The sequence below is a fragment of the Alistipes finegoldii DSM 17242 genome (assembly GCF_000265365.1).
GTDB classification, from domain to species: domain Bacteria; phylum Bacteroidota; class Bacteroidia; order Bacteroidales; family Rikenellaceae; genus Alistipes; species Alistipes finegoldii.
The window spans coordinates 702,486-726,251 of record NC_018011.1; the positions used below are offsets into that span (position 1 = coordinate 702,486).

General features: G+C 60.8%; 15 protein-coding genes. 10 read left to right on the top strand and 5 right to left on the bottom strand.

Annotation, left to right across the window (positions count from 1 at the left end; translation table 11 throughout):
• Positions 1-294: 294 nt before the first annotated feature.
• Together ALFI_RS03060 and ALFI_RS16835 are read right to left on the bottom strand one after the other, a co-directional pair.
• Positions 295-2,688, bottom strand: coding sequence for a TonB-dependent receptor (locus ALFI_RS03060; RefSeq protein ID WP_014774720.1), 2,394 nt, complete (start codon positions 2,686-2,688; stop codon positions 295-297).
• A 133-nt stretch (positions 2,689-2,821) separates the two neighbouring features.
• Entirely contained in the window at positions 2,822-3,193 is a 372-nt protein-coding gene (locus ALFI_RS16835) for a hypothetical protein (RefSeq protein ID WP_009599051.1), read from the bottom strand.
• A gap of 63 nt (positions 3,194-3,256) precedes the next feature.
• On the opposite strand from ALFI_RS16835, the gene ALFI_RS03070 reads away from it, so the two are divergent.
• The gene (locus ALFI_RS03070; protein WP_014774722.1) at positions 3,257-3,529 is read left to right on the top strand and encodes a hypothetical protein; all 273 of its coding nucleotides are present in this window, start codon (positions 3,257-3,259) and stop codon (positions 3,527-3,529) included.
• A 116-nt stretch (positions 3,530-3,645) separates the two neighbouring features.
• On the opposite strand, the gene ALFI_RS03075 is transcribed toward ALFI_RS03070, so the two are convergent.
• From ALFI_RS03075 to ALFI_RS03085, 3 genes are read right to left on the bottom strand one after another with little or no spacing between them, the layout of a single operon-like run.
• Positions 3,646-4,968: a TolC family protein gene (locus ALFI_RS03075; protein ID WP_014774723.1), complete on the bottom strand. Its 1,323-nt coding sequence runs from the start codon at positions 4,966-4,968 to the stop codon at positions 3,646-3,648.
• The gene (locus ALFI_RS03080) at positions 4,965-8,006 is read right to left on the bottom strand and encodes an efflux RND transporter permease subunit (RefSeq protein ID WP_009599056.1); all 3,042 of its coding nucleotides are present in this window, start codon (positions 8,004-8,006) and stop codon (positions 4,965-4,967) included. The genes ALFI_RS03075 and ALFI_RS03080 overlap by 4 nt, the downstream gene beginning before the upstream one ends.
• Before the next feature lie 12 nt (positions 8,007-8,018).
• Entirely contained in the window at positions 8,019-9,101 is a 1,083-nt protein-coding gene (locus ALFI_RS03085) for an efflux RND transporter periplasmic adaptor subunit (protein ID WP_009599037.1), read from the bottom strand.
• A gap of 537 nt (positions 9,102-9,638) precedes the next feature.
• On the opposite strand from ALFI_RS03085, the gene ALFI_RS03090 reads away from it, so the two are divergent.
• From ALFI_RS03090 to ALFI_RS03130, 9 genes are all read left to right on the top strand, one after another.
• The gene (locus ALFI_RS03090; RefSeq protein WP_009599077.1) at positions 9,639-10,193 is read left to right on the top strand and encodes an RNA polymerase sigma-70 factor; all 555 of its coding nucleotides are present in this window, start codon (positions 9,639-9,641) and stop codon (positions 10,191-10,193) included.
• Between the two features lie 141 nt (positions 10,194-10,334).
• Positions 10,335-11,318 (top strand): FecR family protein, encoded by a 984-nt coding sequence (locus tag ALFI_RS03095; protein ID WP_009599036.1) that lies wholly within the window; start codon positions 10,335-10,337, stop codon positions 11,316-11,318.
• Positions 11,319-11,424: 106 nt separating this feature from the next.
• Positions 11,425-14,985, top strand: a complete 3,561-nt coding sequence (locus ALFI_RS03100; RefSeq protein ID WP_009599080.1) for a TonB-dependent receptor — start codon at positions 11,425-11,427, stop codon at positions 14,983-14,985.
• A 13-nt stretch (positions 14,986-14,998) separates the two neighbouring features.
• Positions 14,999-16,459: a RagB/SusD family nutrient uptake outer membrane protein gene (locus ALFI_RS03105; RefSeq protein WP_009599062.1), complete on the top strand. Its 1,461-nt coding sequence runs from the start codon at positions 14,999-15,001 to the stop codon at positions 16,457-16,459.
• Positions 16,460-16,471: 12 nt separating this feature from the next.
• The gene (locus ALFI_RS03110; protein ID WP_014774724.1) at positions 16,472-17,893 is read left to right on the top strand and encodes a glycerophosphodiester phosphodiesterase family protein; all 1,422 of its coding nucleotides are present in this window, start codon (positions 16,472-16,474) and stop codon (positions 17,891-17,893) included.
• Between the two features lie 28 nt (positions 17,894-17,921).
• A complete protein-coding gene (locus ALFI_RS03115) occupies positions 17,922-19,775 on the top strand; it encodes a PKD domain-containing protein (RefSeq protein ID WP_014774725.1) in 1,854 nt (617 codons plus the stop codon).
• A 74-nt stretch (positions 19,776-19,849) separates the two neighbouring features.
• On the top strand, positions 19,850-21,871 hold the full coding sequence (locus tag ALFI_RS03120) for an endonuclease/exonuclease/phosphatase family protein (RefSeq protein ID WP_042493188.1): 2,022 nt from the start codon (positions 19,850-19,852) through the stop codon (positions 21,869-21,871).
• 51 nt (positions 21,872-21,922) lie between these two features.
• Entirely contained in the window at positions 21,923-22,837 is a 915-nt protein-coding gene (locus ALFI_RS03125; RefSeq protein WP_014774727.1) for a glycerophosphodiester phosphodiesterase family protein, read from the top strand.
• Positions 22,838-22,846: 9 nt separating this feature from the next.
• Positions 22,847-23,731 carry an endonuclease/exonuclease/phosphatase family protein gene (locus ALFI_RS03130; RefSeq protein ID WP_009599054.1) on the top strand — a complete coding sequence of 295 codons (885 nt, stop codon included), beginning with the start codon at positions 22,847-22,849 and terminating at the stop codon, positions 23,729-23,731.
• The last annotated feature ends 35 nt before the right edge of the window (positions 23,732-23,766 follow it).

Sequence of the window (23,766 nt, forward strand, 5' to 3'; positions counted from 1 at the left end):
CGGGCGGCAGTGTATACACGACAAAAACCGCAGAAACCGTTTTGTCCGGTTTCTGCGGTTTTTCATTCCGGACAACGCCCGAAGAAAATTGGGCCGCTCCGTCCAATATCGCCGCGCGGCAAACACGCACGCGCTCCGGATAATCCGCCGCCCGCCGTTCCAGCCAACCCGCCGACCGACTAACCAACCAGCTAACCGACCGACCGGCCAACCGGCCAACCGGCCGCAATTCCGATCAAGGGCGGTCGAAGGCGGCCGAAACCGGTCGGCACGACGCCGTTCGCGCCCCGCCGCTTAAAATTCGACGGTGATTCCCAGCGTCGGGATCAGCGTCCCGCTCTCCTGCCTGATGTATTTCATGCGGTAACGCTGTTCGGCGGCGGGCGCTTCGGGATTCTCCACCACGCCCGTGGACATCAGCACGTCGGGCTGGCGCAGCTTGCTGCCCGTTACGTTCTGCAGGTCGATATAAAGCCCCAGCATGCAGTGCCGGAAATAGAAGGTCTTGTCGATGCGCAGGTCCAGCTGGGCGAAGGCGTCCAGCCGCCCGTCGTTATAGCGCGCATAGTCGTAATAAGGCCGCCCCTGCGCGTCCCATGCCTCGACCAGCGACGATTTTCCGACATCGTAAGGCGTATAGGGCGTTCCGCCCACGGCGCTCAGGCGCGCCCCGACGCTCCAGCTGCGCGGCAGGTCGTAGGTGCCGCTGAGGTTCACGACGAAACGGCTGTCCCACGCCGAAACGATATAGGGAGCCGCTGAATCGCGGCGGTATTCGCTGCGGAACAGCGTGACCGAACCCACGAGATTGACCTTGCCGGGAATCTGCCAGCGGGCCATCGCCTCGACGCCGTAGGAGCGTCCCTCGGCCGACGAGCGCAGCTCTTCGTTGCCCACCACGCCGTAATCGTTGCCCTTGCAGGAGAGCGGAATCCCGTCCGCGACCGAAAGCGGAATATCCCCGTACAATTTGTAAAAACCCTCGACCGACACGATCAGCCGGTCGCGCAGCCGCCATCCGACACCTGCGCTGAAAGCCCCGACGCGCATATAGTGCAGGGATTTGTTCACCCACGCATCCGCCTCCTTGAATCCGAGCGCCGTATAGGGCGGCAGCTGGTAATAAAGCCCCGCGCTTCCGCTCAGCGACCAGCCCCTGCCGAGCCGATAGCCGACCGAAGCCCGCGGCGAAAGCTGGTGCCAGAGCCGGGCCATGCGCGGCGAGTAGTCGTTCCCGTCGGCGCGCAGGCCGAGCGAAGCCGTGAAACGCTTGTCCTGCGAAGCGTAATCCGCCCCGGCGAAAAGCCCCCAGCCGACGATTCCCAGCCGGGTCCGGTAATCGGACAGCAGCGTCTCGTCGGTGAAAAGCCGCTGGAACGTGCGGTTCGTATAACTCGAATAACTCAGCTCCGCGCCTTCGCGCACCGTCCAGCGACCCAGATAGCTGCGGTTTTCAGCCCGCAGCGTGGTTTTCTGCTCCACGGAGCGCAGCCGCAGGGTGAGGTTCTCCTCCGAAGAGTCGTCGTTGTCGCGGTATTTGAGGTTGCGGTTGTTCAGGTAAGTGTGGCTCAGCGTGACGGTCTGCACGTGACGGCCCGCATAGTGCCGCCACGACGTGCCGACGGTAAAGGTCTCCTGCCGAATCCGGGGCAGGTAGCTCAGCAGGTATTCGGCATCCTCGCCCTCCTCGTCGAGGTTGAGTTTCATGTTGTCGAAGCCCGCCAGCCCCAGCACCGTCAGTTCGTCGCGCTCCGAAAAACGCGTCTTGACCTTGAACTGTCCGTCGATATAGTTGGGCAGGAACGGCAGGCCGATCATCTTGAAGAGCAATTGCAGGTAGGACTGCCGCAGCGAAAAGAGATAGGAGGTTTTCCCGCCGATATGTCCGCTGCCGCTCAGCCCGACTTCCGACGCTCCCAGCGTCGCCTTGAAGGTCTGCTTTTCGGGATTCCCGTCCCGCAGCCGGAAATCCAGCACGGAACTCAGCGCCCCGGAACGGTCGGCCGGGAAAGCCCCGGTATAGAAGCTGATCTCGCGGATCAGGTCGGCATTGACGATGCTCACCGGACCGCCCGTGGCTCCCTGCGTGGCGAAATGGTTGATATTAGGGATCTCGATGCCGTCCATGTAGAATTTGTTCTCCGAGGGACCTCCGCCGCGCACGATCAGGTCGTTGCGATAGCCCACGGGCGAGAACGACACGCCGGGATAGGAGCGCACGATGCGCGATACGTCGCGGTTGGCGCCGGGACTCTTTTCGATCTCCCGCAGGCCGATCACCTGCAATCCGACGGGACTTTCGGCCGTGGCCCGGAACGGCGAAGGCACAACGGTCACGGCTTCGAGCTGCGTGGCGTCCTCCTCCAGCTCGATCTCGATAAAGGGCGTGGCCGCCGACACGATGTATTCCGGCGTAACGACGCTTTTGTAGCCCACCGACGAAGCCGACAGGCGGTGAATGCCGGGCCGTACGCGCCGGAGCGTAAAGTGTCCGGCGGAGTCGGTCGAGACGCCCTGCTGCTCCTGCCCGACCGGCACGACCGCCGCATAGGCCACGGGGCGCCGCGTCAGACGGTCGATGACGCGGCCGTTTACGGGATAGCCGCTCTCCGGCGTTCCGGCCGCCGCCCGCGTGCAGGCAAGCAGGGCAGCGAAGGCACATATGATTCGTAATCCGAGAGACATCATATGGCAAAAGTACAAAAAAAGTACAAAACCGTTCCGGTTTTCCAGCGGCTTCGCCCGGCAAATTCCCCGGCCGGTCCGCGAAGACTCCGCGGACCGGTTCCGCACGGCGCTCGCTCCAATAAAAAAGCCGTTTTTACCAACCGGAGGTTTCGAACATTATTAATTCGATAAGCGAACAAACCGCAGCCAAGAAAAAAATCGGCGGTTTTCTTGGCCGCTCCGCAAAACGTATTATTATATTTATATATAATAATAAAACCGCCTGCAACTTTTTCCGCCGGAAAAACACCTTGAAAAATTTCACAAAAAGCTTGTATTTCAGCATATTATCTTTTACCTTTGCAAAACCATTACGACAGTGCCCGTCACTGCCGCGCCGTGCAGCCCCGTTCTTTTCGGAGGGTGTACCGGTTTTTCGACGCAACACCAGACAGACCACATTCCGAACCGGACAAACCGGTGAAATTGCAGCGCACGACACACGCTGTCCTCCGGTCGGTTCCATATATTTTCGGAGGTCTGTGGCCGAAAATGTCTCACCAGTCGATTTATATAAAAATAAAAAGTTATGAGAAAGCAACATTACACAGCCGAAATTCCAGTTTCCAATCCCTACAACATCGCCGCGTTCGAGGATCTGGTATCCAATATCCAAGCGGGATACAACGAAGAAAAACGACTGAAGAACGCGGCTTTCGAATTCATGATCGACCGGGGGATTTATCTGGAATTTCACGAATGGCTGCACGCTCCCGAACACAAGGAGCACGGCAGCGACGTCATGGGGCGCCTGCGCATGTACATGACGGGCAACAGGCTGACGAAAATTTTCAGCCGGTAACGACCGTAAGACCGGATTCCGATACGACGCAACCGAGGCTCCGGCTCACACAGGACGAAAAAACCACTCCCAGACAGGGAGTGGTTTTTTCAAATCGGAAGGACGACCGCTTCCGGTCACTGCAGATAGACCCCGATGTTTCCGCTGATCTGCTGCAGCGATATTTCGCAGAGCTTGGTATTGTACTGCGCCGTGAGGATGCGCTCCTCGGCGTCGAGCAGGCTCTTCTGCGCCTCGCGCATCTCGATGCCGGGCAGATCGCCCAGCAGGTAACGCTCCATGGCGATTTCGTAGTTCTCGCGGGCGGCGATCAGGTTCTCGGTTTCGAGCTGGATCACTTCGAGGTTGTTGCGGTAGGCCTGCCAGAAATTAGACAGATTCGCCATGAGCGACTGCTCCAGCTGCTGACGGGTCAATTCGGTGTTTTCGATCGTGATCCGGGCGTTGCGCTGCTCGCGGCGGCGGTTGCCGTCGAAGATCGTGAATCCCAGCTTCACCCCGGCGTTCAGCCCCAGCGTACCGCGCGACTGAGTGGCGCCGTTGCCGAACCGGTTGTAGGTATATCCGTACCCGGCGGTCAGGTTCAGATAAGGGTAGAAGCGCGAACGGATGCTTTTCAGGTCCAGTTCGGCCAGCGTGTTGTCGTGCCCGGCCAGCAGCAGCGAAGCGTTCGCAGCGCGCGTTTCAGCCTCCAGACGATCCCATTCGAGTGTGCTGTTCACCTCGATCAGCGAATCGCAGATCGAAAGCCTGCCGTTGAGATCGTCGTTGGCCAGCAGTTCGTTGATGCGGATGCGCGATGCGGTCACCAGCTCGTGCTGGGACATGTATTTCGAACTGTCGGCATTGAAATCCACACGCGCCTGCAACAGGTCGAGACGCGAGAAGCTGCCGATCTTGAACCGCTCTTCGGTAATTCGCAGCCGCTCGCGCGAGAGCTGCACCGCATAACGGAAATTGCTCAGACGCAGGGTCTGCTGCACATAATTGTAATACTCGGCCGTAAGCGTGGCGACAAAATCCTCGATCGTGATGCGGGTTCTGAGCGCCCCCATCTGCTGCAACTCCTGCAGCCGCTTGTAGTTGGTGCGGATGCGGAATCCGTCGAAAAGCGTCCAGTTCACCGCAACGCCGGCGTCGAAGGTCTGATCGTAAATGCCGTTTTCGATCACGGCGTCCCCCTCGCGCGGGGTCGTGCGCTCGTTGTCCAGCGCCCCGCTGTAGCCGGCCGTCAGATCGACGCTCGGCAGCATCCCGGCGTTGGCCGCCGTCGCGTCGTTGTCGCTAATGCGCTGCTCGTTGCGTATGATGCGGACGTCGTAATTCTGCTCCAGTCCGAGCTCCAGACACCGCTGCAGGGTCATCGGCTCGCCGCACTCCTGCGCCGCGGCCGCTCCGACAGCCCCCGCGGCCAGAACCGTTAAAATCAGTCGTTTCATTTCGCGTTCTTTTTCGTTTTTCGGATCCGGTCGGTCGATACGTAACTGTAAATCGCCGGCACGATATAAAGGGTCAGCAGCGTCGAAACCACCATGCCGCCCACCACGGCGACACCCATGGCGATACGTCCCTGCGCCCCCTCGCCCGAAGCCATCGTCAGCGGCAGCAGGCCCAGAATGGTCGAAGCGCTGGTCATCAGAATCGGGCGCAGGCGCTGCAGCGAAGCCTGCTCGATGGCCTCCCGCTTGTTCAGCCCCGCATCCTGCTTCTGGTTGGCGAATTCGACGATCAGGATACCGTTCTTGGCGACCAGACCGATCAGCATGATGATGCCGATCTGGCTGAATATGTTCATCGTCTGCCCGTTGGCCGCCATGAACACCAGCGCGCCGGCAATGGCCAGCGGCACGGTCAGCATGATGACCAGCGGGTCCTTGAAACTCTCGAACTGCGCCGCCAGAATCAGATATATCAGCACGATAGCCAGCAGGAAGGCGAATATCAGGCTCGAAGAACTCTCGCGGAACTCCTTCGAATCGCCGGCCAGCGCCGTACGGAAGTCGTCGCCGAGCGTCTGCTCGGCGATACGGTCCATTTCGTCAAGCCCCTGCCCGATGGTCTTCCCCTTCGCCAGTCCGGCCGAAACCGTAGCCGACAGAAAACGGTTGTAGTGATAGAGCTGGGGCGGCGCGACGTTCTCTTCGAGCGTGATGAGGTTGTCGAGCTGGATCATCTCGCCCTTGTCGCTGCGCACATAGATCGACTTCAGGTCGGCGGGCTTGTTGCGCTGCTGGCGGTTGATCTCGGCCAGTATCTCGTACTGCTTGCCGTTCATGTAGAAGTAGCCCAGACGCTGGCCGCTGAGTCCGTACTGGAGCGTCTGCGCGATATTGCGCGTGCTGACGCCCAGCAGGTTGGCCTTGTCGCGGTTGATCGCGATGCGGGCTTCGGGCTTGCTGAATTTCAGGTCCACGTCGGCCATCTGGAATACGGGGCTTTCGTAGACTTTCCGCATGAATTCCGGCAGCACCTCCTGCAGCCGTTCGATATTGGTCGCCTGCAGCACGTACTGCACCGGCATGCTGCCGCGCCGTCCGCCGAAGGTGCTCTGCTGCTGCACGAACGCGCGCGCCTTGGTCCTCGTGCGCACGGCGGCCGACACCTCCTCGGCGATCTCCATCTGCGTACGCTCGCGGGTCGCGATGTCCTTCAGGGCGATCTGCACGTTGCCGCGGCCGCTGGAGACGCGCGCCGTCACGGCACGGGCTTCGGGCACGAGCGAATCGACGAGCCGGTTGATGCCCTCGGTATAGTCGCGCAGGTATTCGTAGGTCGCGCCCTCCGATCCGCGGGTGTTGATCGTAATCTGCGAACGGTCCTCCAGCGGCGCCATCTCGGCCGGGATGCTCCCCCACAGCCACCCGATCAGGCCGATCATCAGCGCCACGAGCGGCAGGGCTATCCAGCGCCGCCGCAGGAACCCGGCCAGCGTGCGGCTGTAGAAATTATTGAGCCAGACGAAAAACGGCTCGGTCTTGTTGTAGAACCAGCTCTGCTTCTCCTGCCGCACGAGCAGTTTGGTAGCCAGCATCGGAGTGATGGTCAGCGCCGCGAAGGTCGAGATGACCACGGCGCCCGAAATCACCAGACTGAACTCGCGGAACAGACGCCCGGTCATGCCCTCCATGAAGACGATCGGGAAGAAGACCGCGATCAGCGTGATGGAGGTCGAAATGACCGCGAAGAAGATCTCCTTCGCCCCCTCGATACCCGCTTCCTTGGGCGACATGCCGCGCTCGATGCGGATGTAGATGTTCTCGGTCATCACGATGGCGTCGTCCACCACCAGTCCCACCGAGAGCACCACGGCCAGCATCGACAGCACGTTGATCGAGAATCCGGCCACATACATCAGGAAGAAGGTGCCGATCAGCGACACCGGAATCACGATACACGGGATCAGCGTCACGCGCCAGTTGCGCAGGAACAGGAAAATAATGATGATCACCAGCAGGAACGCCTCGTAGACGGTCTGTTTCACCTCGTCGATCGAAGCGCGTATGAAGCGCGTATTGTCGAATCCGTAATCGGTCACCACATCTTCCGGCAGGTCCTTTTTCATCGACTCCATGCGTCTGTAGACCTCGTCCGCGATCTCAATGTGGTTGGCTCCCGGCTGCGGCACCACCACGATGCCGACCATCGGAATGCCGTTCATCTTCATATAGCTGCGCGTATCCTGCGGTCCCAGCTCCGCGCGGCCCACGTCGCTCAGACGGATGATGCGGTCGGCGTCCTCGCGCACCACCAGATCGTTGAACTCCTGCGAGGTGTGCATCAGTCCCAGCGTGCGGATGGTCAGCTCGGTGGTGTTGCCCTCGATGCTTCCCGACGGCAGCTCGACGTTCTCCCGGTCGAGCGCGCTCTTGACGTCCGCCGGCGTGATGCCGTATCCGGCCATCTTGGCCGGATCGAGCCACAGTCGCATCGAATAACGCTTCTCGCCCCATATCTGCACGCCGCTCACGTCGCTGATCGTCTGCAACTGCTCCTTGACCGTCAGGTCGGCGATCTCGCTCAGCTCCAGCAGCGAACGCTTGTCGCTCTGAATAGTCACCATCAGGATCGGCGTAGCGTCGGCGTCGGCCTTGGTCACCGTCGGCGGGTCGCAGTCGCGGGGCAGGTAACGCTGCGCGCGCGACACCTTGTCGCGCACGTCGTTGGCAGCCGTTTCGAGGTCTACCGAAAGTTCGAATTCGACCGTGATGCGGCTCTGGCCCTGACTGCTGACGCTCGACATCGACCGGATGCCGGGAATGCCGTTGATATTCTGTTCGAGGGGTTCGGTGATCTGGTTCTCGATCACATCGGCGTTGGCGCCCGGATAGGAGCACGTCACCGAGATGATCGGATTGTCCACGCTCGGAAACTCCCGCACGCCCAGATAGCTGTATCCGATAAAGCCGAATAGCAGGATGATGATCGTCAGTACCGTGGACAATACGGGACGCCGGATGCTGAGTTCGGAAATATTCATACGGCGGCGGGATTATTCGACGACGTCGAGTTTGACGGGCAGATCGGTCCGCAGCTGCAGCGTGCCGGAGGTAATCAGCGTGTCGCCCACGTTCAGCCCCTCGATAATCTGAATGCTGGACTCGGTCCGCAGGCCGGTCTTCACCTCGACGGCCTGCGCCTTTCCGCCTTTGTAGAGATATACCTTGTCCACGCCCATCTCCGGCACGATGGCTTCGGTCGGCACGGCTATGGCGTCGGGAATGTCGTGCAGGCGGATTTTAACGGTCACGAAACGTCCCGGCAGCAGCGTTCCCCGCGTATTGGGATAGAGCGCCCGCACGGCCAGCGTGCGCGTGGCGATATCCACCTTCGATTCCTGCGCGTAGACCTCCGCCCGGAAGGTCTCGTTCCGGCCTTCGACCGTAAACGAAAGCGGCGTTCCCGGCCTGATCTGGCTGGCATAACGCTCCGGCACGAAGAGGTCGATCTTGAGCGGCGAAATCTTCGTCAGCTTGGCCACCACCACGCTGGGCGAGGCGTAGGCGCCCTCGCTGACGTTTCGCAGACCGATAATTCCGTCGAACGGCGCACGCAGCTCCGTCAGCGCGATATTGGCCTTGACGATGTCGATATCGGCGTTGAGCATCGCCAGCTCCGTACTGGCCTGCTCATAGGCCTCCTGACTGACGGCGTCCTTTTCGAGCAGCGCGCTCTGGCGGTAAACCCGGTCCTCGGCCAGCTTGAGCTGCGCTTCGTAGCGCGACAGCTGCGCCAGCAGCGGTTTGTCGTTGACCTTGGCCAGCAGTTCGCCCTTGCGGACGATCGACCCTTCCTTGAAATTGATCTCGACGATCTTGCCTGAAGTCTCGAACGAGAGGTCCACCTCTTCGTCCGGCAGCAGGTTGCCGACCATCGTAATGCCGTCGGCGAGGGACTGCGGACGCACGACGAGTCCGTTCACGTTCAGGACGCTCTTCTTCCGGGGCGCGCTCACCGCGGCCGGATCGGCGTCCGAAGCGGAGGAGCCGGGGCCGAAGTGTCTGTAAACGCCCAGCACGGCACAAAATACGACGAGGATAACGGCCGTAACGATCCATTTCTTTCTTTTATTCATTGCAGCAAGTAAGGTTTGATTTCGGAGTCAGGGCAAAGATACGAAAAAAGCGCATGCAACTGCTATTCCCGACCGGCCCGATTGCGCTCCCTGCGGATAAAATCCGCAGCTTCCGGCCATCCGGCAGACATCGCAGAGGGCCAAACGGCAAAAATCGGGGGTGAAACGCCGCCGGCATTCCGCAAAACCGGGCATGCGCGCAGCCGGAAGCCGTACCATTCCGGTGCGAAAAATCACGACGCTCCGGACGCCCGAAATAGGAAATACGCACCGCACCGCCGCCCTGCGGCAGCCGAAAGGCACAGAATTTGAACGACGAACCGCAAACAGAACACCGTGCCGCAAAGTTTTGCAAGAATCGAATCATTTCATTAGAAGCCAAGACTTTCCGGACACGGACGTCGGTCCCGGAAAACATCCGATATTAAAAATTTAACGTATCGCAATCCCGTTTCCTGAAAAATTTATGTACTTTAGCCCCTGTTTGCAATTTACACACCCGGATAACACCCGGATTTTCGACCACACGACGAAAGAATGGACAAGCAACCGGACGAATTGATCTTGCAGAGCCTCCGGCAGGGCAGTTACGATGCATTCGATGCGTTGTACATGCGTTACGCCCCGCATGTGGAGGCGTTTGCCTTCTGCATGCTGAAAAACCGGAGCGAAGCCGAGGATCTGGCGCACGATATCTTTCTGAAAATCTGGGAAACCCGCGAGTCGATCGGCCGCATCAAATCGTTCCGCAGCTATCTGTTCCGGATGACCAAGAACGCCGTTTTCGACATCTTCGAACACAAGAGCGTGCAAACCCGTTACGAACAGCGGCTCCTGCACGTCGAGGACCTTCTGACGGACGACATTTCGACGAAGGTCGCCACCGAGGACCTGCTGATGATTATCGACATGGCCGTGGAGCAGATGCCTGAGCAGCGGCAGCGGGTCTTCCGCCTGAGCCGCTACGAAGGGCTTTCCCATCAGCAAATCGCACAAAAACTGGGCGTAACCCCCAAAACCGTCGAGTATCACATCCGCACGGCGCTCGCCGAACTGAAAAAAATCATCGGCGTCATCGCCTTCTTCTTCTGATTCTTCCGCCTCACGCCTCCCGGCAGACAAAGACGACACGAAAATTGTTGTCTTTTTTTATTTGCAAAAAAATTCAGATCCCGACTAGGGACGCCCCTCTTTTTCCCGTCATACTATTACAAACGCACAGAAAGAACGGACATGATAAAAAAGATAATACACACGTTCCTGCACAATCCGATGCCGGAACAGGTACAGCAGCAGTTTCGGACATGGTGCCTGAACAAGGAGCGCGCGGGCGAAAAGACCGACGCCTTATGGAAGGAATGGGAGCGGCTCGACCCGGCGTCCGTCCTTCCGGCGGACGAAAAGGCCTACCGCCGCAAGCTCGACCGGCTGCACCGCGAAATGACGCCTCCGGCCGCCCCGAAACGGGGGCTGTTCAGCATCACCCGCCGCACGGCCGCCGCTGCGGCCGCAATCGTCCTGCTGGCGATGTCCGTCGAATTCTTCGTCGTGAAACGTCTCTCGGCCGACACCACGACATGGCTGGTGACCGCCGAAAACAGCAAAGGCCGCTTCACGCTGCCCGACGGCTCGGTGGTATGGCTCAACGCCGACTCCCGGCTGGCCTACTCCGACCGCTTCACGGCTTCGGGCAGCCGCGCGGTCCGGCTCGAAGGCGAAGCCTTCTTCGACGTGAAACGCGACACGCTGCGCCCCTTCGAGGTGGAGATGGGCAAACTCCGGGTCAAGGTTCTCGGCACGCGCTTCACGGCCAGCCATATGCCGGCGTTCAACACGGAGGAGGTGACGCTCCTTTCGGGCAAAGTCGAGGTGTCGGGCTACCGCGCCGACCAGTCGGTCGTCCTCACCCCGGACCAGAGCTGCTCCTACGACGCCGGTTCGGGCGCGGTCGCCGTGCGCAACGTCGCGGCCAGCAACTATTGCAGCTGGACGGGCAACTCGATCATCTTCGACAACATGACGCTGGCCGACATCGCCGTCAATCTGGAGCACTGGTACAACATCCGCTTCCGGATCGACGAACGCATCGACACCTCCATACGCATTTCGTTCACCCTGCGGCCCGAAACCCTCGAAGAGACGCTCAAGATCATCGAAACGCTGACGCACCTCCGCTGCCGCCAGATAGACAAACACTACGTAATAATACACAAATAACCAAGAAAACCGACCATGGAACGCAACACATGAACGCCGGGAGACCTCCCCGGATCTTCTTTCAAAGAAACTCAAGAAACTATCAATCAAAACTTAAAACTCAGTCATGAAAAAAGATGAACGCCTGAATTTTTCCGACCGGACACCCTCCGTGCGGAGACTTGTCGTGTCGCTTGTCCTGATGCTGCTGGCCGCCCTGCCGGCAGCGGCGCAGAACAAGAAAATCACCGTCGATCTGGACAACGTCCCGGTCCGGGAATTTATCAAAACCGTGGAATCGCAGAGCGGTTATACATTCGCGTATAACAACTCCGAAATCGACCTCACGCGCCGCGTGAGCGTCAAGGCGGCCGACGAAAACGTCGTAGACGTCGTCATCCGCGCGCTCAGCGCCCAGAACCTGACCGCCCGCATGGAGGGCAGCCGCATCGTCGTCAGCCGCAAACCGGCCGCCGCACGCGTACAGACGGCGCAACCCGTAAGGGGGGGGGTAGTGACCGGAACGGTCAAAACGATTTCGGGCGAGCCCGTCATCGGCGCCAGCGTAATCGTCTTGGAGACCAACCGGGGCAACGTCACCGGTCTTGAGGGCGACTTCTCGGTCGAGGCCACGCCGGGCCAGACGCTCTCCGTCTCCTTCCTCGGCTACAACACGCAGCAGATAAAGGTCGGCAGCCAGACGTCGTTCGACATCACGCTGACCGAGGACAGCAAGCAGATCTCCGAAGTGCTGGTCGTCGGCTACACTCCGATGCGCAAGAGCGACTTTACGGGATCGATCGCCAGCGTCAAAGCCAGCGAACTCTCCGCCACCACGCCCACCGTGGGCCAGTCGTTAGTCGGTAAGGTCGCCGGCGTCGAAGTCCACCAGACCAGCGGTGCGCCGGGCGACGGCGTAACCATCCGTGTGCGCGGCGTCAATTCGCTCTCGGCGAGCAGCGCGCCCCTTTACGTCATCGACGGCTATCCCGCTTCGGAGGACGTATTCATCAACCCCAACGACATCGAAAGCATCGACATCCTGAAGGACGCCGCTTCGGCCGCCATCTACGGTTCGCGCGGTGCGTCGGGCGTCGTGCTCATCACCACCAAGCGCGGCAAGGACGGCGAAGCCGCCAAAGTCAGCTACGACTTCTCGTACGGCATCCAGCAGCTCGACCACAAGGTGGACCTGCTGAACTCGACGCAGTTCCGCGACCTGCTGATCGACGCCCGCAACAACTCCTACCGCCTGCGCGCCACGGCCGCCGGCGTGTCGTGGAGTCCCTACGACGACAACACGATCCGCGCCGCCAAAGGCTTCTCGCTGGCCGAAGTGGGCATCCACCCGATGTTCTACGACTTCACGACCCGCACCCCCGTAACGCCGCAGTACGACACCGACTGGCAGGACGAACTCTTCTCCAACGCCGGCATCATGCGCCACAACGTATCGGTCATCGGCGGCACGAAGGCCATCAAGTACATGGCCAGCGTCGGTTACATGGATCAGGACGGTATCATCGCACCGTCGAACCACAACCGCATCAACGCCCGCATCAACCTCGACGCCCAGATCACCAAGCGCCTGACGGCGAGCATCAGCTACTCGATGTACGACGCCAAGAACACCGTCGTACAGGCCGAGGGCCGCATGATCAACGACGGCGTGATCCAGAGCGCGCTGATGTACCTGCCCAACCTGCCGGCCTACGAGGAAAACGGCGATTACGCCCGCAGCGCCATGATCCGCATGAAGACGGACTGGGGCATGAACTTCCCCGAAAACCCGCTGGCGATCGCCAACGAGCTGGACATCAACGAGAAGATGTCGCGCCACAACCTCAATCTCAATCTGGTTTACGAGTTTCTCCCCGACCTCAAGCTCTCGGCCCGGCTCGGCCAGCAGTGGTACAACTACCGCTATTTCTATTACCGCCCGATGAGCATCGGCCGCGATGCCGCCCCCGCCTACAGCGAGGAGCTGCGCTCGTCGAACATCGCCCGCACGACCTCGACCTACGACGTGGACCGTCTGGGCGAGTTCACGCTCAGCTATAAGAAGAAGATCGGCCGCCACCACATCGACGCGCTGGCCGGCTACACCCTCCAGAAGAAGACCTACGACCGTCTGGGCGTCGAAGCCACGGGCTTCGCCGACGACCGCATCCACGAGGTTACGGGCCACGGCTCGAACGCCTCGGACATTTCGCTCTACAGCACCCGCAAGGCCGCATGGGCCATGATGTCGTTCCTGACCCGCGTCAACTACTCGTTCGACGACCGCTACACGCTGACCGGCTCGTTCCGCGCCGACGGTTCCTCGCGTTTCGGCATCGACAGCCGCTGGGGTTACTTCCCCTCGGTATCGGCCGGCTGGACGCTCTCGAACGAACCCTTCCTCAAGGATGCGCTCAAGGACGTGGCTTCGATCCGTCTGCGCGCCAGCTGGGGTAAGAGCGGCAACAACGACATCGGCAACTACGCCAGCCTCGCCGGCATCTCGTCGGGCAGCTACGCCTTCGGCCAGACTCCCGTATCGACGACTTACGAAGGCTCCTTCACCGACGCCGCGCTGGGCTGGGAAACCACCCGCCAGACTAACGTCGGTATAGATCTGGGCTTCTTCAACGGCCGCCTGAACGTGATCGGCAACTGGTACAACTCCATTTCGACGGACATCCTCTACAAATACCCGATCTCCTCGATCTCAGGCGCGACCTCGACGACGACCAACATGAGCGGCGCCAAGATCCGCAACCGCGGTTTCGACGTCCAGCTCGACGCACGCCTCTTGACAGGCAAGGTAAACTGGAACTTCAGCACCAACATTTCGGTCAACCGCAACAAGGTCGTCAGCATGGGCGGTCTGGACGACATCATCTCCACCACCGAACGCTCCGTAGGCTCCCACATCACCAAAGAGGGCAAGCCCATCGGCTCGTTCTACGGCTATCAGGCCGTAGGCATCATGTCGAAGGCCGACTATGCCAACGCCCTGCTCGACCGCGACGTCTACATCAAGAACGGCAACAAATTCCCTGAAGGCTACCAGCTCAAGGGTCCGGCCGTGGCTTCGTACGCCCTCGACAACCTCTCCTACGGCAATGCCATCTGGAAGGACGCCAACGGCGACGGCGTCATCACCACCGACGACAAGACGATCATCGGCGACGCCTACCCCGACTTCACGGGCGGCTTCTCGACCAGCCTGTCGTGGAACGGACTCGATTTCAGCGCCAGCTTCGCCTATTCGTACGGCGGCGAGGTCATCAACTTCCAAGACTACTACCTCTACAACATGGAGGGATCGGGCAACCAGTATTCGATCGTCGCCGACCGCTACATCTCGGACGCACAGCCGGGCCGCAACAACGTGCCCATCGCGTCGCGCATCTCGACGACCAACACCTCGCTCAAACTCTCTTCGTATTACGTGGAGGACGCTTCGTTCTTCCGCTGCGCGAACATCACGCTCGGCTACACGCTGCCCAAACGCTGGACCAGCAAGCTGCACATCACCTCGTGCCGCGTCTACGTCAGCGGCGACAACCTCTTCACCATTACCCCCTACCGCGGTTACAACCCTGAGGTGTCGTATAAAAGCAGCAACATGATGCCGGGCTTCGACTGGGGATGCTACCCCCTCTCGCGCATCTATTCGGTCGGTTTAAACTTAACTTTCTAAATCTTGTACGAATATGAAGATCAAACATATGTTCATCCTGCTCGCCGCCTCGGTCTCGACGGCGTCCTGCGGATTCCTCGACGAATACGACCCCAACGCCACGACGGTCGGCAACTTCTACAAGTCCGAAGCCGACATCGTCACCTCGCTCAACGGCGTCTATGCGTCGCTCACGCAGAGCTACTACTACACGAACAACCACTACTTCACCGACGTCCGCTCGCATGACACGGCCGTGACGGACAGCGGCGCCAACAGCGGCATTCCCTACCAATTCTACAACTATACGCTTACCGAGGAGAACTCCTACGTATACAACCGCTACACGCAGCTCTTCAAGACCATTTCGCGGGCCAACACGCTGCTCGCGCATCTGGACGACGTGAGCTATTCCAACGGCGACGCGCGCAACACCTACGAAGCCGAAATCCGCTTCCTGCGCGCGCTGACCTATTTCCATCTGGTGACCGAGTGGGGCGACGTGCCCCTGATCCTGACCGAACTCAAGACCAAGGACGAGGTGCAGGCCAACAACTACCGCCGTCCGAAGAGCGAGGTCTACAAGGCGGTCTTCGCCGACCTCGACTACGTACTCGGCAGCCCGCTGGCCGACATGCAGCCCGCATCGGAGTGCGGCCGTGCAAGCAAGGCTGCCGCATGGACGCTCTACGGCAAGGCCAAACTGCAATACGCCTGCGACGAGGATTTCGCCTCCGAGAAGTCGGCGTCGCTCACTTCGGCCATCGAAAAGCTCACCGCCGCATGGAACCTGCGGTCGTTCGGCGAACTGTCCGACATCCCCTACAACGCGATCTGGGACCTCTCCACGCAGAAGTCCTGCGCCGAGAACATTTTCCAGATCAACTACATCCAGAACAACGCCGACCTCGGCTCCACTTGGAACTACCTCTTCGGTCCCAGCAAAACCGGCATCACCTCGAACAAGGTGGGCCTGATGCAAAACATGACCACCAAAAGCGTCTACGACGCCTTCGCCAAGGAGGACGTGCGCAAGAACTACCTGCGCGAGACGACCGTTGCGGGCGTGACCTACTACCACACCATGAAGTACGCCGATCTGGAGTGCGGTGCGAACGGCTACGGCGGCAACAACTGGATCGTCATGCGTTACGCCGACGTGGCGCTGATGCTGGCCGAAGCCTACTACTGGCAGGGCACGGAGCCGACGGCCAAGAGTTTCCTGAACATGGTCCGCAAACGCGCCGGACTGGGCGACTGGTCGGGCACCGACCTGCGTCAGGGCATCTACGACGAGCGCCGCAACGAGTTCATCCAAGAGGGACTCCGCTGGCAGGACCTGCTGCGCATGTACTCCAAGCAGGAGATGATCGAACATTTCAACGCGATCAACCCCAACTTCGGGCTGAAGGACCTGCTGCTTCCGATCCCCTACAACGAACGCATCCTCAACACCGAGGGACTTTACCAGAATCCGGGCTACGGCGTAAAATAAACCGACGACGTCATGCGATTCACAAACAGAATCATATTGATCCTCTGGGCGATCGCGTGCGGGCCGCTCGCTGCCTGCTCCGACGGCGGCACGGAGGCCCCCGGACCGGAAAACGGGACTCAGACCATCGTCTGGACGCCCGCAGTTCCGGTCAGGGACGCCGCAGTCGTCTTCTCGCTCGAAGGCAGTCCGGATAACGTCCGCAGCGTGCTGTGGATGTTCGGCGACGGCGCGACCGCGACTTCGGGCGCAGACGAATCGGCCGAACACACCTACCGGACGGCCGGCACCTACACGGTCAGGGCGACCGTCACCCGGCTGCATGGCCCGATGACCGAACTCTCGGCCACGGTCGCCGTCGCCGATACGGAGGCCGCGATCGTCGTCAGCAACGACCATCCGGCCCGGATGGAGCAGGTCGCCTTCGCGCTCAGCCGCATCCCCGGCGTGTCGAGCGTCGTCTGGAATTTCGGCGACGGCAGCGCGGCGCAGCGCGTGACCGACCCGACGCAGCGGGTGGAACACCGGTATGAAGCCGACGGACAGTACAGGGCCGGCGCCGCCATCTCCTACACGGACGGCACGACGCAGACCCTGACGCAGACCGTCACGGTCGAAGGAGCTTCCCTGAGCCGCTCGTGCCTGAATTTCGACACCGGCAAAATGTGGATCATGGCCCACCGCGGCAACTTCAACAACGGCTACGATCTGGCCCCCAACTCTATGGCGGCGTTCCGCAAGTGCGTCGAACTGGGATGCGTGGACTTCATCGAAACCGACGTCCAGATCACCAAGGACGGGCAGGTCATCTGTCTGCACGACAACTACCTCAAGCGGTTCACCGACTACAGCTCCTATGCCGGCGACGAAGGCTACGTCATCAACTTCACGCGCGAGGAGCTGCGGAAATTCCGGCTGAAAACCACCGACGGCAAGGTGACCGGCGAACAGATTCCGACGCTGGAGGAGGTCCTCACGGAGCTGCGCGGCAAGGTCTGGTTCAACCTCGACAAATGCGGCAGCGACGACGTGGACATCGCCAAGGTCTACGAGGTCGTCAAACGCTGCGGCTGTCTGGACCGGGTGCAGTTCTATGTCGGAACCAACAGCGACAGAGCCGCTTGGCTGGCCCGTCAGGAGCAGCCGGGAATCATCGCCCCGCACGCCAACAACGCCTCGGCGCTGGCCGCCATGTCGGCATTCGCCCCCGTCTACATGATCCAGACCTCGACGGGCTATGTCAACAGCGCATGGATTTCGTCGCTCAATGCCAAAGGGCTTTCGGTCTCGAACCTGCTCGACGACGAGGGCGCGGCCTTCCGCAACGGCAACACCGTCACGATGGACGGCTTCGTCGCCGCGGGCCTGCGCATGATCCAGTGCGACTACCCCGCCCTGATGGACGAATACCTGAGAGACAAAGGGAAACGCTAAACCTTAAAATTTCAAAAAATCAATTTCAATGAAAAGAATACTATCATATCTGAGTATCGTGTTGCTCTCCGCATCGGTCGCATGTTCGGACAGCAGCGAGATGGACAAGGCCTACAACTCGGTCATCACTCCCGGCTTCACGTTCGGCGAAGAGGAGATCATCGCGGGCATCACTCCGGTCACCTTCACCAATACGACCACGGCGGAAGGGACGACCGTTTCCGAATACTTCTGGCACTTCGGCTTCGCCGGAGAGGGCAACTGGTCCGAGGAGGCCGCTCCCGACCCGATCGTCTACAACCGTCCGGGCGACTACACGGTCACCCTCACGGCATGGGGCGCCGACGGCAACCGCGCCACGACGACCAGAACAATCACCGTCCTTGCGGACAACGTGCTGCCGACGGCCGACTTCAGCTACTCGCCCCAGATGATCAGCATCGGCACGACCGTGACCTTTACGGACAAATCGACCGATTCCGACGGCGAAATCGTGTCGCGCGAATGGCTCTTCCCCGACGGCACGACCTCGACGGACATCAACGCGACCTACACGTTCGAACAAATGGGCATGTTCAACGTCCAGCTGACCGTGACCGATGACCGCGGCGGCTCGAACAGCACCTCCAAGGCCATCAACGTCCGCGCAGGCGACGTCAACGCCTTCACGCTGCTCTGGTCCACTGCGGTAGCCTCCGCCGATGCGCTCTGCGCGGCGAGCGTCGTGGCCGCGAGCGACATGGGCTATATCTATTCGGTATCGGGCGACGGCAAAATGGTCGCGCTCAACACCGACGGCGCCAAGGTATGGGAATACGACGCCATGGCAAAAGACGGCGTATACCTCAAGAGCGAAATCTCCTATCCTTCGGTGGACACCGACGGCACGGTTTACTGGGTGGCGCACGGATACGGCGGCTCCTCGTCGGCATCGCTCGTCTATGCGTTCGACGGCGCGACGGGTTCGGTGCTCTGGAAGAACACGACGGCCTACGCCCCGGCGGCGCGCATCGCCTTCTCGACGCCCTGCATCAGTCCGAGCATGGTCATCGTCGGCAGCCGCGGCACCAACGGCGCGATCCGCGGATTCGAGAAGGGCACCGGCAAGAACACCGCTACGGCCACCCCGGCCAACGGCGGCGGCACCTCCGGCACGATCGCGCTCAAGAACGGCGTGGTGATCTTCACCAACACCGCCCAGTACGGCTACGGCATCATGGTTCCCGACGCATCGTTCGTCTGGTCGCCGGTTCCGACCTCCGACACGTTCGCTCCCAACAAGATTCTCTCGGCCGGCCGCTGCCAGCCCTGCGTCGATGCCGACAACTGCGTCTACCTTCCCGGCATCGCCGAAGGATCGGGCACTTGGAACCTCGCGAGCTTCGACTGCACGAACCTCACCGCATCGTCGAAGAAGACCCCGAAATGGAGCGTGAACCTGCCCGACGGATTCCAGCAGACGGGCGCATCGCTCAGCGCCGACGGCACGACGCTCTACATCGTCGCCGACAAGGCCACCCCCTCGGTGGTCTACGCGCTGAACACCTCGAACGGTTCGACCCGCTGGTCGTACACGCTCGACGCGGCAAGCAACAGCATCCCGGCCGTCGATAATCTCGGCCAGATCCACCTCTGCACCAAGACGGGCGATTACGTCGTGCTGAGCGCCGAGGGCGAACTCCGCTACAAGGAGCATCTGGCCGACTCGGTGGACGGCTCGCCGACGATCTCCGAATGGGGCTACTCCTACTTCCTCGGCAAGGACTCGGCGGCAGGTGCGCTCAAGGTTTACTCCGTAGCGCTGCCCGGCGTCACTTCGCCCGCAGCTTCGGCGTGGTCGCAGTACGGACAGAACGCACGTCACAGCAACTACCAGAAATAACCGAATGTAGAATTCCGGAGGGGCGGCGGTCCGCAGGGCCGCCCCGCCTTCCGGGAAATATAAGGAACCTGAACATGAAAAAAACAATAATTCTCGCGATGTTCGCGGCGCTCTGCACCCTGACAGCCGGATGCGCCGACGATTTCAAAACGGTACTCAACGACAAGTACTACGAGGACGACACGCCCTCCCGCGAACCCGACATCACCGAGCAGACGCTCACGCTCGGCAGCTACAACCTCTGGATTTCGAGCAAGGGCACGGGCGACTACCTGTGGACCAACCGCCGCACGGTGCTGGCGCAGTCGATCGTCAAAAACAAATGGGACATCTTCGGCTTCCAAGAGGCCAACGGAACGATCCAGAACGAGCTGCCGACGCTCGTCGGGCAGCAAGGCGGCAAATACGAATGGTGGTTCGTGGGCCGCGACTCGCAGGACGGCGTCAGCGGCGAAGCGCTGGGCATCGCCTACAACCCCGAACGTTTCGAGCTGACCGACAAGCACTTCTTCTGGATTTCGCCCACGCCCGACGAAATGAGCTACGGCTGGGACGAGCTGGGCTATCACCGCATCGCCGCCTGCGCCATGGTGACCGACAAACTGTATAACAAGCAGTTCTTTATGATGGTCACCCACGCCCCGCTGGGCGCCACGGCGCGCGCCGAGGGCGCCAAACTGCTGATCGAGCGCGAAAAGATGTATAACCCCGACGGCATCCCCTCGATTCTGGTCGGCGACATGAACGCCGCCATGGACGACGCCTCGTCGAAGACGCTCCGCACCCATTGGAACGACTCGTTCCTCACGGTGGAATCGGATTTCATCAGCGGTCCCGTCGGCACCTTCAACGGCCACAAAATCACAGCCGACCTCACGCAGGCCACGGCGCGCATCGACTACATCTACTCGCGCGGCGACGTGGAGCTAAAATCCTACAAGGTGGACAACACCGTTTACGGCAACATCTACCCTTCGGACCACTGCCCCCTGACGATTCAGTTCGACACCGACTACGAGAAACCCGCACCCGACGTGGTCGAGGGTTCCGGAACGGCCGCGGACCCGTGGCAGCTCAACTCCGTGAGCGACTGGAACACGGTCGCCGCGTCGATCAACCGGCAGGCCGAAGACGCCGTCTACACATCGGCGGCCTACTACCGTCTCACGGCCGACATCGACTTCGACAACAAGAACCTCACGCCGATCTCCTTCACGGCCGACAACACGATCTACTTCGAGGGCGAATTCGATGGTGCGGGACATAAGCTCCTCAATGTGAAGATCGTCGCTCCGGGCAAATCCTGCGGCGTATTCGGCGCCAACAAGGGCACGATCCGCGATCTGGCCGTCGAAGGTGCGCTTTCGACCGAATTCGAGATCGCGGGCGGCATCGTCGGCATAAACGCCGGCGTCATCGACGGGGCGACCTTCAAGGGCGACATCACGGGCGGCACCGGAGCCAAGACCATCGGCGGCATCGCGGGCCAGAACAAGGGTACGCTGGTCAACTGCGCCAACCTCGGCGGCACGATGAAGACCGACGCCCCGAAAGACCCCAACATGGGCGGCATCGTCGGCCAGATCGCCAAAGGCGACGACGGCTTGGGCCGCTATGTCATCAACTGCTACAGCCGGGTGGACCAACTCGAAGCGAAACACAACGACGTCGGCGGCATCGCCGGCATCGTCAGCGACGACAGCTTCGTCATCAACTGCTACTCGACCGTGGAAAAGATCACAGCCAACAGCTCCTACGCATCGGTGGTGGGTTACAGCAAGAAAGGCAACCTGCAGAACATCTACGGCAACTCGGCATGTCCGTCCAAGTCTGCGGCGAACTCCGCCGTCGGCAGCGACAAGGCGGCCGGAACGGTCTGGAAAAAGACGACCTTCGCCCTGCTCTCGCTCGACGAGATGAAGTCGGGCGCCGTCACCGTACCTTCGAGCGGCGAGTCGTGCGCAAACTTCGCCGCAGCGCTCAACGCCGGCGCAACGCTCTTCAACGACACCCCGGCGGCAACGCTGCCGGGCAAGCCCGACGTCGTCCTGCGCAAGTGGACGGCATCGGAGAGCTATCCCGTACTGGAAAAATAACTCTTCAGGAGAACCGGAACTTTCCGGTTCTCCCTTTTTAAACCGAACGAAATGAAACGTTACCTACTCATCCTCTGCGCAACAGCCGGTCTGTACGCCTGTTCGCAGCCGGCGGCCGAAACGACGGACAAAGCCCGGTTCGTCCGCGCGGAACTCCACAACCCCTCGTCACGGTACGTCGTGGTGGTCTCGCACCGCGGAGACTGGCGCAACTGGCCCGAAAACTCCATCCCAGCGATTGAATCGGTGATCGGCATGGGGGTAGACATCATGGAGCTGGACCTCAAGCTCACCAAGGACAGCGTGCTGGTCCTGTGCCACGACAAGACGATCGACCGCACGACCAACGGCCGCGGCCGCGTGTGCGACATCACCTACGACTCGATCCGGCGCTGCGTGCTGAAAACCGGCCACGGCGTGAAGACCTCGCTCAAAATGCCGACCCTGCGCGAAGCGCTCGCCGTCTGCAAGGACCGCATCGCGGTGAATATCGACCAAGGCTACGAATATTACGACCTCGCGCTCGCCATCACCGAGGAGCTGGGCGTCACGGATCAGGTGCTCATCAAAGGCAAACGTCCGGTGGAGACCGTCTCTGCAAAATTCGCGGAATACGGACACAACATGATGTACATGCCGATCATCGACATCCTCAAGCCGCAGGGCAGGGAGCTTTTCGAGGAATATGCCTCGAAGGGCGTCGTCCCGCTGGCTTACGAAGTGTGCTGGGACGACTATACGCCCCAAGTCGAAGCCTGCATGCGGCAGGTCGTCGCAGGCGGTTCGAAACTGTGGGTCAATTCGCTCTGGGACTCGCTCTGCGGCGGTCTGAGCGACGACAAGGCCTTCACAGAATCGCCGGACGAGGTGTACGGCCGCCTGCTGGACATGGGCGCTTCGATCATCCAGACCGACCGGCCCGAACTGCTGATCCGCTACCTCGAAGCGCAGGGACGGCGCAAATAACCGAGCGACATGAACAAATTACTGATCTGCATGGCCGTCGCATGCGTGACGGCCTTCAACGCCGCGGCGCAGAGTTTCTCGGCCGCGACCTACAACATCCGCCAGCTCAACGCCAAGGACACGGCCGAGGGCAACGGCTGGGAGCGGCGTCTCCCGGTGATCTCGTCGCTGATCCGGTTCCACGACTTCGACATCTTCGGGGCGCAGGAGGTCTTCCACAGCCAGCTGCAGGGCATGCTCGCGGCGCTGCCCGGCTACGATTACGTCGGCGTCGGACGCGACGACGGGGCCGCAGGCGGCGAATACTCCGCGATCTTCTACAAGCGCGGCCGCTTCCGACTGCTCGATTCGGGCCATTTCTGGCTCTCTGAAGACCCCTCGAAGCCCGGCAAGGGCTGGGACGCCAAATACGTCCGCATCTGCACATGGGGCCGGTTCTATGACAGACAGAGCCGTCAGCGGTTCTGGTTCTTCACGACCCACACCGACCACCGCGGCGAACAGGCTCAGGCCGAGAGCTGCCGCCTGATACTGGCGAAGATCGAAGAGTTGTGCCGCGGCGAGCGGGTCATCCTCACGGGCGACTTCAACGTGGGCGAAACGAGCCGGAGCTACGCGATCCTGCGCGACTCCGGCATCCTGTCCGACACCTACGACACGGCCGAAATCCGCTATGCCGAAACAGGCACCGAAAACTGGTTCGACCCCGACATCAAGACCTTCCGCCGCATCGACTACCTCTTCGTAACGCCGGGCTTCCGGGTGCTCCGCTACGGAATCCTGACCGACACCTACCGTTCGGAAAACCCGGACGGCGGGGAGCGGAAATTCCGGGCCCGGACTCCATCGGACCACTTCCCCGTGCAGGTCGAACTGGAATTCACGAAGCGGTAAGACTCCGATTAACCTGATAACGCAACCAACCTGCT

Excerpts from the sequence above, each read along its gene's own strand:
- ALFI_RS03115 (WP_014774725.1), top strand. The coding sequence starts at position 17,922 with ATGAAAAGAATACTATCATATCTGAGTATCGTGTTGCTCTCCGCATCG.
- ALFI_RS03125 (WP_014774727.1), top strand. The coding sequence starts at position 21,923 with ATGAAACGTTACCTACTCATCCTCTGCGCAACAGCCGGTCTGTACGCC.
- ALFI_RS03100 (WP_009599080.1), top strand. The coding sequence starts at position 11,425 with ATGAAAAAAGATGAACGCCTGAATTTTTCCGACCGGACACCCTCCGTG.
- ALFI_RS03085 (WP_009599037.1), bottom strand. The coding sequence starts at position 9,101 with ATGAATAAAAGAAAGAAATGGATCGTTACGGCCGTTATCCTCGTCGTA.
- ALFI_RS16835 (WP_009599051.1), bottom strand. The coding sequence starts at position 3,193 with ATGGAACCGACCGGAGGACAGCGTGTGTCGTGCGCTGCAATTTCACCG.
- ALFI_RS03095 (WP_009599036.1), top strand. The coding sequence starts at position 10,335 with ATGATAAAAAAGATAATACACACGTTCCTGCACAATCCGATGCCGGAA.
- ALFI_RS03130 (WP_009599054.1), top strand. The coding sequence starts at position 22,847 with ATGAACAAATTACTGATCTGCATGGCCGTCGCATGCGTGACGGCCTTC.
- ALFI_RS03120 (WP_042493188.1), top strand. The coding sequence starts at position 19,850 with ATGAAAAAAACAATAATTCTCGCGATGTTCGCGGCGCTCTGCACCCTG.
- ALFI_RS03110 (WP_014774724.1), top strand. The coding sequence starts at position 16,472 with ATGCGATTCACAAACAGAATCATATTGATCCTCTGGGCGATCGCGTGC.
- ALFI_RS03070 (WP_014774722.1), top strand. The coding sequence starts at position 3,257 with ATGAGAAAGCAACATTACACAGCCGAAATTCCAGTTTCCAATCCCTAC.
- ALFI_RS03090 (WP_009599077.1), top strand. The coding sequence starts at position 9,639 with ATGGACAAGCAACCGGACGAATTGATCTTGCAGAGCCTCCGGCAGGGC.
- ALFI_RS03060 (WP_014774720.1), bottom strand. The coding sequence starts at position 2,688 with ATGATGTCTCTCGGATTACGAATCATATGTGCCTTCGCTGCCCTGCTT.
- ALFI_RS03080 (WP_009599056.1), bottom strand. The coding sequence starts at position 8,006 with ATGAATATTTCCGAACTCAGCATCCGGCGTCCCGTATTGTCCACGGTA.
- ALFI_RS03105 (WP_009599062.1), top strand. The coding sequence starts at position 14,999 with ATGAAGATCAAACATATGTTCATCCTGCTCGCCGCCTCGGTCTCGACG.
- ALFI_RS03075 (WP_014774723.1), bottom strand. The coding sequence starts at position 4,968 with ATGAAACGACTGATTTTAACGGTTCTGGCCGCGGGGGCTGTCGGAGCG.